15 protein-coding genes are annotated in these 13,109 nt (G+C 49.9%); 5 read left to right on the top strand and 10 right to left on the bottom strand.

Annotated elements, in window-relative coordinates:
• Positions 1-155: 155 nt before the first annotated feature.
• Positions 156-1,175, bottom strand: coding sequence for a hypothetical protein (locus G548_RS0106070; RefSeq protein ID WP_022793261.1), 1,020 nt, complete (start codon positions 1,173-1,175; stop codon positions 156-158).
• Between the two features lie 183 nt (positions 1,176-1,358).
• Between G548_RS0106070 and G548_RS0106065 the strand changes: the two genes are divergently transcribed.
• Positions 1,359-2,390 (top strand): LLM class flavin-dependent oxidoreductase, encoded by a 1,032-nt coding sequence (locus tag G548_RS0106065; protein ID WP_022793260.1) that lies wholly within the window; start codon positions 1,359-1,361, stop codon positions 2,388-2,390.
• 47 nt (positions 2,391-2,437) lie between these two features.
• Here the strand turns inward: G548_RS0106065 and G548_RS0106060 are convergent, their stop codons facing one another.
• Positions 2,438-3,055, bottom strand: coding sequence for a flavin reductase family protein (locus G548_RS0106060; RefSeq protein ID WP_022793259.1), 618 nt, complete (start codon positions 3,053-3,055; stop codon positions 2,438-2,440).
• Positions 3,056-3,198: 143 nt separating this feature from the next.
• On the opposite strand from G548_RS0106060, the gene G548_RS0106055 reads away from it, so the two are divergent.
• Positions 3,199-3,561 (top strand): VOC family protein, encoded by a 363-nt coding sequence (locus tag G548_RS0106055; protein ID WP_022793258.1) that lies wholly within the window; start codon positions 3,199-3,201, stop codon positions 3,559-3,561.
• Between the two features lie 29 nt (positions 3,562-3,590).
• Here G548_RS0106055 and G548_RS0106050 read toward each other — a convergent pair whose 3' ends face one another.
• Positions 3,591-4,127: a GNAT family N-acetyltransferase gene (locus G548_RS0106050; RefSeq protein ID WP_022793257.1), complete on the bottom strand. Its 537-nt coding sequence runs from the start codon at positions 4,125-4,127 to the stop codon at positions 3,591-3,593.
• Between the two features lie 14 nt (positions 4,128-4,141).
• Positions 4,142-5,152 (bottom strand): S66 family peptidase, encoded by a 1,011-nt coding sequence (locus tag G548_RS0106045; RefSeq protein WP_022793256.1) that lies wholly within the window; start codon positions 5,150-5,152, stop codon positions 4,142-4,144.
• 132 nt (positions 5,153-5,284) lie between these two features.
• On the opposite strand from G548_RS0106045, the gene G548_RS0106040 reads away from it, so the two are divergent.
• On the top strand, positions 5,285-6,229 hold the full coding sequence (locus G548_RS0106040; RefSeq protein WP_022793255.1) for a DMT family transporter: 945 nt from the start codon (positions 5,285-5,287) through the stop codon (positions 6,227-6,229).
• A gap of 33 nt (positions 6,230-6,262) precedes the next feature.
• Here G548_RS0106040 and G548_RS0106035 read toward each other — a convergent pair whose 3' ends face one another.
• From G548_RS0106035 to G548_RS0106015, 5 genes are all read right to left on the bottom strand, one after another.
• On the bottom strand, positions 6,263-7,096 hold the full coding sequence (locus G548_RS0106035) for a 1,4-dihydroxy-6-naphtoate synthase (protein ID WP_022793254.1): 834 nt from the start codon (positions 7,094-7,096) through the stop codon (positions 6,263-6,265).
• Positions 7,093-7,749: a futalosine hydrolase gene (locus G548_RS0106030; RefSeq protein ID WP_022793253.1), complete on the bottom strand. Its 657-nt coding sequence runs from the start codon at positions 7,747-7,749 to the stop codon at positions 7,093-7,095. The genes G548_RS0106035 and G548_RS0106030 overlap by 4 nt, the downstream gene beginning before the upstream one ends.
• Positions 7,750-7,883: 134 nt before the next feature.
• Positions 7,884-8,432: a GNAT family N-acetyltransferase gene (locus G548_RS0106025; protein WP_022793252.1), complete on the bottom strand. Its 549-nt coding sequence runs from the start codon at positions 8,430-8,432 to the stop codon at positions 7,884-7,886.
• 108 nt (positions 8,433-8,540) lie between these two features.
• Positions 8,541-9,383: an arylamine N-acetyltransferase gene (locus tag G548_RS0106020; RefSeq protein ID WP_022793251.1), complete on the bottom strand. Its 843-nt coding sequence runs from the start codon at positions 9,381-9,383 to the stop codon at positions 8,541-8,543.
• Between the two features lie 257 nt (positions 9,384-9,640).
• On the bottom strand, positions 9,641-10,819 hold the full coding sequence (locus tag G548_RS0106015) for an MFS transporter (protein ID WP_022793250.1): 1,179 nt from the start codon (positions 10,817-10,819) through the stop codon (positions 9,641-9,643).
• A 101-nt stretch (positions 10,820-10,920) separates the two neighbouring features.
• Here G548_RS0106015 and G548_RS0106010 point away from each other — a divergent pair, with 101 nt between their 5' ends.
• Positions 10,921-12,249 carry a dihydrolipoyl dehydrogenase family protein gene (locus tag G548_RS0106010; protein ID WP_022793249.1) on the top strand — a complete coding sequence of 443 codons (1,329 nt, stop codon included), beginning with the start codon at positions 10,921-10,923 and terminating at the stop codon, positions 12,247-12,249.
• Here G548_RS0106010 and G548_RS0106005 read toward each other — a convergent pair.
• A complete protein-coding gene (locus G548_RS0106005) occupies positions 12,246-12,746 on the bottom strand; it encodes a YfcE family phosphodiesterase (protein ID WP_022793248.1) in 501 nt (166 codons plus the stop codon). The genes G548_RS0106010 and G548_RS0106005 overlap by 4 nt on opposite strands.
• 101 nt (positions 12,747-12,847) lie before the next feature.
• Here G548_RS0106005 and G548_RS0106000 point away from each other — a divergent pair.
• The coding region (locus G548_RS0106000) for a helix-turn-helix domain-containing protein (protein WP_022793247.1) at positions 12,848-13,109 on the top strand (262 nt) is incomplete at its 3' end.

The following is a 13,109-nucleotide window of genomic DNA, read 5'->3' as shown; positions in this document are numbered from 1 at the left end:
CCGTATAATTGTAATCGCTTACATTTTTTATCATATAATTTATCCAGGGATGAGTCTTATTATTTAAAGAAATTATTTCTCAATTCAGGAACGATATTCCTCCTATTACTTACACAGGACTTTTCAGCCATTTGCGCGTAAAAAAGAGCCTTTTCTCAGGCTCTTTCACGCGCAAGGTGAATGACATCTTTCCAGACCGCGGCGGCTGCCCCCGTAGGCGATGACGCTCCACCGGAAACGAGAACGTTTCCCATCGTGTCTGTAGAAAAAAGCACTGCTTTCTCGGCCCCATCAACGTGGAAGAAAGGATGCTCTGCCGTGAGAAGCCTGGGCTCGACAGAGACCGCTGTGCCCTGCGCCGTTTTGTGTGCGTGTCCGACCAGCTTCCACTTTGTTTTCCCTTGTTCTGCCTGCCTCCATTCAGCATCGGAAAGCTCGTCCAGCCCGCGTATCGTAATACTCTTCCAGTTTACTTCTGTCGTGAGGCAGGCTTTTGTAAGAAAATACATTTTCAGCGCCGTATCTTTTCCCCCAATATCCTCAGAAGGGTCTGCCTCGGCTTTTCCTTCTTTTTTTGCTGTTTCCCACGCCTCCTGCAGCGCAATATTTTCAGCGGCGACCCTTGTCGCAATCATGTTGCTTGTTCCGTTCAGCAGTCCTTCGATTGTATGTATTTCCGCCCCTGCCAAGCTGTACAGAGCTGTGTCCACAGTCGGAAGGGCAGCAGCAGCCGCACCGCTGTATTTTATTGATCTCCCGGACGCCTCAGCAAGCTCGTGCATCTCATCCCAGGCATAGGCAAGCGCTCCCTTGCTGACACAGACGACGTCCACCCCGTGCTTTAACGCCGACTGCATGAGCGGCAGTCCCGAGCCCCCGGTTAATGTATTTGTTTCTGCTGCATCAATAAATATATCCGCCTGGCTGTCCGCCCATAACTGATCTACATTCCTTGGCGGCAGCGATCCGTCATCCAAACCGCCGGTTTCCGCTTTTGTCTGAAGCAGCTGCTCGGGATCCAGCCCGTCGCTATGCACTACGACCCCGCTGCGGTCGAGCACAGCGGTAATTTTTATATGCACCCCGTACGTGCGCTCCCATTCTTTTTCTTTATTCATTAATACACGGGCTGCTGCCTGTCCGACAGCCCCGAACCCGGATAAAACGATATTCATATACTCCCGTCCCTTCCCTGGCTTTAAAGCCCAGACCCCCGTGCTTTTGCCCACAGGGCACCTTTATTATACTAGAGAATTTTTCAGTATTGAGCACCTTTTTTGAATAACAGTACGCAGGAGGAGTATAATTTTTTATGACTCAATTACCAGCAGGACGTGTCATATAAAGGAGAGATTTTCATGCCAGCATTTAAAGATATGCCGCTTTCAGTATTAAATTTATCCCCTGTAAACGAAGGGGAAACAGCGGGGGATTCATTTACAAAAAGCCTCGAGCTGACTCAGCATGCCGAAAAACTCGGCTACAACCGCTTATGGGTCGCAGAGCACCATAACATGGAAGGGATCGCAAGCTCGGCCACTTCTGTACTACTCAGCTACCTGGCTGGAGGAACGTCGAACATTCGTCTGGGTTCGGGCGGTATTATGCTTCCCAACCACGCCCCGCTCGCAATTGCCGAACAGTTCGGTACACTCGAAAGCATGTATCCGGGACGCATTGATTTAGGACTCGGCCGGGCGCCAGGCACCGATCAAACAACAGCGGCAGCTCTTCGCCGTCATGTAAACAGCGGCGAGGACTTTCCAGCACGCCTTGAAGAACTGCAGAGATATTTTCAGGACCCAGCCAATATGGCCGTCCCTCCGCAGGTAAAAGCCGTGCCGGGCGCAGGTCTGGATATTCCTATCTGGCTGCTTGGCTCCAGTGGATTCAGCGCCCAGCTCGCCGGACAGCTCGGACTTCCATACGCCTTCGCCGGCCACTTTGCGGCTGAGAATATGAAGGCAGCCCTGCAGCTGTATCTGGATTCATTCCAGCCGTCTGAAGTGCTCGATGAGCCATACGCTATGACCGGCATCAACGTAATCGCCGGCGAAACAGACGAGGAAGCCGATTACCTCGGTACGACGATGAAACAGCAGTTTCTCAGCTTAATCCGCAACCGTCCGGGCAAAATACAGCCGCCGGTAGAAGATATGGACGCGCTTTGGACGTCGCAGGAAAAAGCGATGATGGCACGCTGGGACGCCGGTACTATCCAGGGCGGCCCCGAATCCGTACGCCAGCAGCTTGAAGATTTTTCATCGAGCGTTCCGGTTCATGAAATCATGATCAGCGGCAGTGTGTACGATCAGGCCAAACGCCTTCGTTCCTATGAGCTTATTAAAGAAGTACAAAATCAATCAACCGCCACTGCAGCCTCTATCTAATAAAAAAGACCGCGTCTGTTTGCTTCAAGCAACAGGCGCGGTCCTTTTTATTTCGGTCGTTCAAGCGTAAATAATTCCCCAAGCTTGGAGTAGTCGTTACCCGCCAGACGCGCGACCGGCTTCAGCTTATCGGGCAGAATATAATTGTGTTCACTATCATATACGCCCTCTGAAACGTGAATACAAACAATTTCTGCTAATATGACGTCCTGAGTAATTTTCCCTTCGGCATTTTGAAGCGGCACGTGCTTATGCAGCCGGCATTCAAAGCGGATATTTGCTTCCTCAATACCCGGCACCTCCACTATTTTGCTCGGCACCGTATGTAAGACAGTATGCTCCAGCTCATTTTCCTCCGGAGGAAGCGTTGCCGCCGTAATGTTTAAATCCTCTACAATACCTTCATCGCTTATGTGTACCACCAATTCTTCGCGGTCTAAAATATTTTTTGCACTGTCCTTTGGTTTCCCGTCTTTTCTCGTAATGGATATCATTAATACCGGCGGATCCGGGCTTACCGCATTAAAAAAGCTGAACGGTGCTGCGTTTAATGTTTCATCTTCTGCCATTGTAGTAACGAAGGCTATTGGACGGGGGACGACCGAGCCTGTGAGCAGCTTATACACTTCTTTTACCGGCAGATCATCTGGATGCAGTTCATGCATAGTATACAGTCTCCTTTTTTCGAATATTTTATATGTATTCCCCGCAGGGCTCCAATTCAAAAGAATGAGCGGAAAATAATTTCACTTGGAATTTTGCGTGCAGTTGATATAATAAAACAGTGCGTCTAAAGGAGAGTATAAAAATGATAGGAAAAATTGCCTCTACGGCTGTATATGTAGAAGATCAGCAGCGAGCAAAAGAATTCTGGACAGAAAAAATAGGATTTGAAGTCCGGAGCGAAGACCCCCTCGGGCCAAATGCCTACCGGCTGGAGGTCGCAGCTCCAGGGGCTGAAACAGCGCTCGCCATCTATCCTAAGTCATACGTTTTGAACTGGCAGGAGCTGAAGCCGTCGATTGTTTTTGAATGCGACAACGTGCACGCCTCCTACCAGTGGATGAAAGCTCAGAATATTGTTTTTGACGAAGAACCAACAGAGATGAACGGCATTACTTATGCCAGCTTTCGCGATGAAGACGACAACGTATTTCTGTTAAAAAGCTGAGAAGCGCTGCCAATACGGCAGCGCTTATTTTATGCATTCGTCCAGTCATCTGCAGTCATGCCGTACATGTCTACGTCCTCGTAGCTGCTCCATTTCCAGATGTCCTGGCGCAGCGTGCCTTCATAGCGCATCCCGATTCGTTTTAACACCCCGGCCGAAGCCTGATTTTTACTCATAACAGGAGCCGTCAACCGGTTCGCCTTCAATGTGTGGAAGCTGAAATCCCTTACCAGCGCCGCTGCTTCACTCATATAACCGTTGCCCCAGTAGTCCGTTCCGAGCCAGTACCCAAGCTCGCCGCGCCGATGTTCAGGCTGCACGCGCACCGTAATGTTTCCTATTAATTCGTCTTCATCCTTTTTAGTGACAGCAAACGGAAAACGGGACCCTTCTTCAATCCAGCCTGGATGATGCCCAATCCACCACCATGCATCTTCTTCTGTATAAGGATACGGGAGCTCCAGGGTTGTTTTTGCAATACGGTAGTTATTTGCAAGCTCCGCTAACACATTTATATCTTTTTCTGAAAATGGTCTTAAAAGCAGGCGGCTGCTTTCCAGCTGCACGAGGATCCCTCCTTCTATGATTTTCTCATTGTCATCTCAGCCTGGCCGCGGTCAAAACGAAGGTTGGCAAATGCCCCATTGATAAACGTCCACTGCGGAGGCATGTGGCCAATATCAGCGTCGTACCATACAGGAAGGCGGCCGCCGAACAATTCCTGCAGGCTGTCCTCCATGGTAAAACCTTCTGTATGATTGTATCCCTCAGGCCGCCCTATAAGTAAGCCGGCAGCATTATCCAGCCAGCCGGCCTGCTGCAGCTGCCACAGGGAGCGGTGGATCTCTACAGCATCCATGCCTGTGGATTCCAGGTACCAAATGACCTTTTCCGAACGCCATTCCTGTACCCGATCGAGAGGGGTGCCGACAAGACGCGGCAGCGTATTCAGACACCCACCGAGCAGACGACCGCTCAATTCATCCGTATTCGCGCCTTCAAGGTGCTTCCAGGACGTTCGCGTATCAAGTACAAACCCTGAACCGGGCTTCTCAAACGCCTTCTCCCAGGACGACTGGTAATAGGAGCTTGAGTGCTGGTAAATGGCTTCGCCCTGCGGAGTCTTTAAAGCCCGCTCCCATTTTTTTGTCACGTCGTCCCAGATCGGCGCGGCAAGATCAAAAAGATTCGTGCCATGAGCTGAAGCCGCTCCGGTCATCATCGTGTAGGCAAAGGCGAGTGTGCTCGTATCAGAATAGCCAAGAATCCAGGTGGGCGGCAGCTCACGCAGCCATTCCCATTCCAAAAGCGGAAGAATATCTACGATTCTTTCTCCGCCCCACGGAGGCATCACTACTTGAACTTCAGGGTCTGCCAGTGCCATCATCAGTTCCTCGGCTCTTTGAAAACGATCGGCACTCGCTGCCTTTTGCTGCCTCCAGGCCGTTTCTCCCACCCGGACGTGAAACCCTCTCGTTTGTACTTTTTCCACCGCCTGCTGAAGCACCCCGTGTAAAGATGCAGGTACTCCGCTCGATGGTGCTGTTACATAAATTGTATCTCCCTTTTTTAGAGCTTCAGGGTACTTCATACTCCACCTGCTTTCTTTACCTGATTTTTTGCAGAAGCACTGGGATCCGCCATTTTTATTCAACAGAATATTGGGAAAAATTTTTAGCTGTGATACAATAACCAAATATTGCATCGAAGGTGGTCCTCGTAAATGAAAGCTATTTTGCTGGGCCTTACAGCAGCCCTCTTTTTTTCTGTCACATTTGTTTTAAATCGTTCGATGGAGCTTTCTGGCGGCCATTGGGCCTGGAGTGCGTCGCTTCGTTATTTTTTTATGCTTCCCATGCTTATCGCCATTGTCGGAGCGCAAAAACGGCTTCGCCCCGTCTTCCATCATCTTCTCGCCCGTCCTTCAGAGTGGCTCCTCTGGAGCACAGTCGGATTTGGACTCTTTTACGCGCCCATCGCCTTTTCTACCGTATACGGGCCCGGCTGGCTCGTCGCCGCCACTTTTCAAATTACTATCATTGCCGGATCGCTGCTTGTGCCTTTTTTACATAAAAAATCTGGAACTAAGCAACGCATCCCTATCCAGAGCGTACTGATCTCTTTAGTAATTCTGGCGGGGGTGTTTATTATGCAGGCTGAACACGCTTCGGCGGTCCCGCTTCTGAACGTGTGGCTTTGCGTGCTGCCACTGCTTCTGGCTGCCTTTGCCTATCCGCTTGGCAACCGGAAAATGATGCACGTGGCCGGAAACGGGCTCACTACTTTCCAGCGGGTGCTTGGCATGACAATTGCGAGCATGCCCTTTTGGATTATTTTAGCATTGTACGGAGCTTCCGTACACGGACTTCCCGCAAGATCTCAGATTTCCCAGTCCTTTATTGTTGCTGTTTCCTCCGGCATCATCGCTACTGTCCTGTTTTTTTATGCCACAGAACTGGTGAAAAACGATACCGCTAAATTAGCCGGCGTCGAAGCCACTCAGTCAGGTGAAGTGCTCTTTGCCCTTATCGGCGAAATGCTTCTGCTTCACACGGCAGCGCCTTCAGCCTTAACGTTCTCCGGCATTGCGCTCGTGCTCGCCGGCATGGTTCTTCACAGCCTCCGTGCCGCTTTGGCAGCGAGGAAAATGAAAACGGCAGATATATAAGAAGCTTCACCTGGAAACAGGCGAAGCTTCTTTTTAGTACAGCCTGATTTTTTTCAAATCAAAGGAAGGGATTAATTCTTCTTCCATCGCCCGTCCGAGCAGGGTTTCCACAGCGGCGTACCCGTCTTCACCGAGGTTGCGGGTGAATTCATTAACATAAAGCTCGATGTGGGACTGAGCCACCTCCGGCGACATCTCCTGGGCATTTTCCATGACAAAATCACTTGATGCCTCCGGATGCTCCCAGGCGTATTCTACAGAGCGCCGGGCATTAGCTGCAAGTGTCTGCGTATCTAAATGGCGGCGGACAATAATCGCTCCAAGCGGAATCGGAAAGCCAGTGTCTCTTTCCCACCAGCTGCCCATGTCCTCTACAAGCGACAGCCCGTAATTGTGATACGTAAATCTGGCTTCATGAATGACAAGGCCGGCATCTATTTCGCCGTCCCGGACCGCCGGCATAATATCATCAAAGGGCATTACCTTAATTTCCCCGACACCTTCAGGAATCACTTTGGATGCCCATAAGCGGAACAGCAGATAAGCCGTGGACCGTTCACTAGGCACTGCTACCGTTTTTCCGATTAAATGCTCAGGCGTTTTTTCGCCTTTTGTTAATACTAAGGGGCCACATCCGTACCCGAGGGCACCGCCGCTTGGAAGAAGGGCATAATCTTCAAGTACCCACGGAAGGGCCGCGTATGAAATTTTCATTACTTCCGGTCCTTCTTTATTTGCGGCCCAATGATTGGTGATATCAATATCTGCAAATGTGACTTCCGGTGCTTCTGTATCTTTTAACAGCCCATGCGTCCACGCATGGAACACAAATGTGTCGTTGGGACACGGGGAAAAAGCTATTTTCATGATGACGTAACCTCCTGCAATATAAGTATAGCCGACCGCAGAGAATCCAGCGCTCCCGGGATGTCCCAGGCGTCCCTGTCCCTCGGCCCGACTTCATTTGAAATGGCGCGTATTTCCATTACCGGAACCCCGAAGTGGCTGGCGGCCGCGGCCACACCGTAGCCTTCCATTGCTTCTGCCGCGGCATCTTCATATAAAAAAGCCCGCTGGTTCACCGTTGCCTGTGTACCGGTCACGGTCGACACGGAAAGCACCGGAGCTTCAACAGCCGAAATTCCCTGCTCCGCAAGACGCCGGACTAACTCAGGCGTGTACTTTTTTTCTGCCGGAAAACGTGTCGGTCCAAGCCCAAGTTTTTCGAGCGGAGCGAACCCTTCCTCTGTTTCTGCGCCCATATCCGCGGCGACGATTTCACTGGCTGCCACAATATCACCCAACCAGGCTTTATCCGGAAAAGCTCCCGCAATCCCGGCATTTATAACTAAATCATAGTCATGCTCAGCAAGCAGCAGCGATGTCCTGACACTCATCTGTGCAGCCCCGACACCGCCTACCTGCACCTCCCAGGCATTCTCTGCTTCAGCTGCTGCCTCCAGGGCTTCTTTTTCTGCCTCTACAGAGACCATTATCAGTACAGATGGTTTTTTCTTCATGCGCTTCCCTCCAACCCATAATCAAGCCTCTGCTGCCCGCTGATAAAAAAAGACACGAGCGCAGAGGGCTCCTGTCTTTTTATTATGAACCCTTCCTGATTAAATTTCCAGAAATGCGGTAACAGCCGCGATAATTAGCGCAGCTTTTCCCACTCCTCTTCGAGCATGCTCATCTCCACAAGGGACCAATAGGTGTTTCCTACGAGACGAAGATCCCGTTTTACCCCCTCGCGCTGAAAGCCGGCACGCTCATAGCAGCGCAAGGCGGAAGCGTTAAAATCAAAAACTCCGAGCGCTACCCGGTGCAGCTGCAATTCGTCAAAGGCGATCCGGCAAACCTCCCGTACCATCCATTGCCCGAGACCCGTCCCGCGCATCGTTTCATCTCCAACGAGCACCTTGCCTATCCGTGCGGAACGATCGCGGTAATTAATGGCCCCAAGCGATATGTGACCAACCGGGGCTTCCGTTGTCTGGTGCAGAGCAGTATAGACCAGCCGTTTGGGATGGTCGCCTTCCTGCTGCATGCGGTAATCATCGAGTTGTTCGGCATCCAGCGGGTGTGTAAACGCTTCTCCGCTCCACTGCTTTAAAAAATCGGCCGACGGCACCCATCCGATTAGCTCATCATAATGCTCCCGCTCAAAAGGGACCAGCTTTACCTCAGCAATCGCGCTATTCAATCCGAACACCTGCCCTATGTTAATGTTATCTGTCTATCATATGCGATACAGATAACCGGCCGCAACCGTCTGCACACAAAAAACCGGCGCTGCCTGCGCCGGTTTCACTTAAGATGCTTCTTCTTTATTTAAGGAGGCAAATACATCGATTCCTTTAGCCTCGAGGTATTCGACCGCTTTTCGCACGGGCAGTTTTTCGAGTCCGAATTCATGCTGAACCACTTCTTCGATCTCTTCAATCGACTGAAGCTCTCTTTTTTCCGTGGTGCCGCCCGGATGATAGATACGCATCCGGTTATTTTTCAGCGTAATGTTTCGCGTCGGCTGCCACATCTGCAGTCTCAGAATTGACATAAACATAGCGTCTTCCCGGTGGGAATGGCTTACCATATCATCAAGGTATTTCTGGCTTCTCGGCAGCCCCGCATCAAACACCCACTGATCTTTTGTCAGCTTTCCTTTTATATAGCGTTTGAATTCATACAAGTGGTTTTCTTTATCCACCGGACTGATGACAATCTTTTCGTCGTGATACATATAAATGTTCCGGTCAGACCTCTCCAGACGCACCGGCGAAAAAATCGGTGCTGAAACGGCACAGTCCACGAGGATATGCTCGCCCTGCAGCCGGACGACAGTCGCGATATGCTCCGGCCCCATATTAATGTTATAAGCATCAAAGCCTAAATCCTGAAGCACAGCCGCCACCTTTTGATTAACGGTGAAGCACGTTCCGCCAAATTTGTATTTTTCGAAGTTATCGACGAAGCTCTGCGTGTCCGGCGTATGATTTTTCCAGGCATTTTCCTCGTGGTATATTAGTTTGCTCGCATTTTCAAACGGAAAGGTAAACAAATGAGCGTTCATAATTTTGGCCAGATAAGAAAAAGAAGGTTCCTCCACCGTTAAATTCAAGGCTCTCAAATACCGCTTCGTACTGCTTTTAACCATGTTCACCACTCCTGTTCATCTGAATTATCTAAAGGTATTATCGATTGTTCGCCTGTTCAGGTTTCTATCGTATCATAATTTTCTGAAAATTTAGAGTAATTAAGTACTTATATAGAAATTACTTTGTTATATTTTCTGTCATTGCCCTCTATTATTCATAATATTCCTGCGTGTTTTCCCAATAAAACCTATCCGAAAGAAAAAATATGTTAAATAACCTAACGTAAAAGCAGTAAAGAAGCCGATTCACGACTTCTTTACTGCTTTTGCACACGTATTCCTAAAGCTGTTACAAAACTGGCAGCGTAAATCATAGCGAGAACGCCGAAGGCCCACTCGACAGACACAGCCTGACTTACTACAGTGCTTAGCACCGGCCCGATGCTGGCCCCGATAAATAAAATAAATGTATAAAGCGAAGTTGCTACGCCTCTCACTTCAGCCCCCACCTGATTGATGAGCGCAATAATCGCCGGAACGATTAAACCGGCTCCAGCTGTAAACAGCACGCTCCATGCCACCAGCAGCCATAGGCTGTCCGTAACGAGCATCAGCAAAAGTGAAAGTGCGCCGATACCAAGACCAGCACGCAGGATAAACGGACTGCCGACACGCCGGCTCCATTTCCCCGTAAAAAAAGCAACACTGATACCAATGAGCCCGGCAGCGCGGACGTATAAAATGTCACCCTGGCTTAGCTGGAATGCTCCTTGCAGATACTGGCCGAGCGAAGAGTACATCCCCACAAAAACCATCAGCACCGAAAGAGTGACGATAAAACAGAGCATCAGGCTTTTATTTCTGGCCGCTGTCTGCAGCTGCGAGAAAAAAGAAGGTTTACCCCCCGCTTTTCCTTTCGAAGGATCTACCGGAAGCAGGCGCCACATCAAAACAAAGGTGAGGACGTAGACAATGCCAAGCAGCAAAAAGGCCCAGTGCCAGTTGGCTGCCTGAATGGCGGCACTGCTCCACGTCTGGCCAAAAATCCCGGCAATTAAAAAGCCGGCACTGATAAACCCGATGACCGAACCTCTCTTAGCCGGCGCAAACATATCGCCAATGTAAGCAAGCGCTACCGGTGAAAATGATGCCGCCGCCAGTCCCTGAAGAGCTCGGCCGACAAGCAGCATAGAAAAGGTCGACACCATCCCGAGCACAAGGGTGACGACAGCGAGCACAAGCAGGCCCGTTACGATCGTACGTTTTCTTCCCGCGCGTTCCGATAAAGGTCCGTACAGCAGACAACCGGCCGCGAAAAAGATTGAAAAAATACTTCCTGCCCAGGCGGCCTCTCCGGCAAAAATATGAAATGCTTCTGAAAAAGCTGGTATGAGCGGTATCGTCATGTACAAACTCGACATAACAATCAGTCCTGACCAGAACAAAAGGCCGGTCGTCAGTCGTTCTGAATGAAATTCCCCTGTTTCATACTGCATGCGCTGTTCCTTCTTTCAAGTAATAGTTTTCCATTTCGGACTTCGTTTCATTTCTTAGAGCAAAAGGAATAGGAACGAAGAGATTAAAGGAGGTATGATTTATGTATGATGCGATCGTAATCGGAAGCGGTTCAGCGGGTATGACCGCTGCCGGGAACTTAAACGGGGCCGGATGGAAGACGGCAATAGTGGATGAACGCCCTTACGGCGGCACCTGTGCCCTGCGTGGATGCGATCCGAAGAAGGTGCTCATCCATGCTTCAGATGTGCTCGAGCAGGCCCAGCGTCTGAAGGGCCTTGGTCTTGAAGGCAGTTTATCCATCCGCTGGGAAGATTTAATGAACTTCAAACGAACCTTCGTTGAAGGGGTGCCGGAATCTATCGAACAAAGCTTAAAAGACAGCGGCATCGACACTTTGCACGGGCGTGCCCGTTTTATCGACCGTGAAACTCTTGAAGTGGACGGACGCCCCATTAAGAGTGAAAAATTCGTACTAGCCACTGGCGCAAGCCCCACCAGTCTTCCAATTGAAGGCTCTGAACATCTGCTCAGCAGCGATGATTTTCTTGAACTTGATCAGCTGCCATCAAGCATTGTTTTTATCGGCGGCGGCTATATTTCCTTTGAGTTTGCCCACCTTGCCAAGCGGGCGGGAGCCGATGTTCATATTCTACAGCGCGGAGAGCATGCATTAAAAGGATTTGATACTGAGCTTGTCCAAAAGCTCATTGATTATTCTGAATCAATCGGTGTACATGTACACCTGCACACCGAAGCAGCCGAAATACGCCCAGAGGGAAAAGGCTATCAGGTTTATACCAAAACGAAAGACTCCTTTTACGGCGATATTGTCGTTCACGGCAGCGGCCGTACACCGAACGTGCAAACGCTGGATCTGGAAAACGCAGATGCTGCCTATGATAAAAAAAGGGGCGTTACTGTAAATGAATATCTGCAAAATACAACCAATGAAAATATTTATGCCGCCGGCGACTGCGCCGATACGTCCGGGAGCCCGCTAACCCCGTTAGCCGGCTTCGAGGCAGGCTACGTATCCACTAACCTGCTTGAAAACAACAGCAGTCCCGTGCATTATGGACCAATCGCTTCTGCAGCGTTCACAGTGCCCGGGTTAACAGCGGTAGGCCTTACAGGCGACGGTGCCTCCTCCCGCGGAATGTCTGTAGTGACCGAAGACGTCAGCTCGTGGTTTACGTACAAGCATAAAAATGAAAAAACGGCTTTTGTAAAATTAATTATTGATAAGGAAAAGGATACCGTCGTCGGTGCTCACGCATTAAACAGTGATGCCGCCTCGTTCATCAACTACATGACGCTCGTGATTCAACACGAAATCCCGGCGAGCTCCTTATCCGGGACGATGTTTGCATATCCGACCAACGCTTCGGATCTTCAGTATTTTGTTTAGCTTTTCCGGGAGAAAAACACATGACGGGCTTCAACGTGGTCGTGGGTGAGATCGATCAGCCCGTAGGAAAACATCGCCGCCTTTCGCTTATCCGTTGGCGATCCCGGATTAAACATCAACGTTTTCCCTGCATACCGCAGGTAAGGAATACGAGAATGTCCGAAAATGATAATATCTTTCTGGCCGGGGGCAAATGCTTCTCCGGCCCTTTTTTCAGTCGTCCCTTTCTCTCCATGACCGTGCACGATACCAATATGCCATCCTGCAAGAACGACTTCTTCTCTTTCATTCACGACAGCTTTTATATCATCCCCGTCCACATTTCCGTATACACCGGTAAGCGGGGCATATTGTCTTAAGTCTTTCCATACGTCCGGGCTCTGCCAGTCTCCAGCATGAATAATATAATCGGCTTCTGTAAATGCTTTATAAAGCGCCTCCGGCCACTCTTTTGCCTTCTTTGGCATGTGGGTGTCAGCAATCACCAGTACTCTCATGTCATCCTCCTCATAAAAAAGAGCTCCGAGTTTCTGATATGCTCCCCTTTAAGTAGACAGATGAAATAAATCATCTGTTTTGCTTAGAGGGGAGCATTTTTATGCCTTATCGAGGATATACGACCGAGCAGAAAATAGAAATCATCCACGCTTTTGATCAGAGGACAATGAATATGGCTGAGTTTTGTCGTCATTGGGACATCAACGAAAAGACGTTAAGGGGATGGATCGATCGGTACGAACGCCATGGAGCCGAAGCGCTGACGAAAGCCACCCAGTGGAAGCGGTATCCCCCGGAATGGAAACAAGAAGCTGTGGAAGCGTACCTGAATGAGGGGATATCCCAGCGGGATATTATTAACC

Source organism: Marinococcus halotolerans DSM 16375, from assembly GCF_000420725.1.
Classification (GTDB): Bacteria; Bacillota; Bacilli; order Bacillales; family Marinococcaceae; genus Marinococcus; species Marinococcus halotolerans.
Note: the sequence above shows the minus strand (reverse complement) of the source record. Positions and strands in the feature narration are given on the sequence as shown.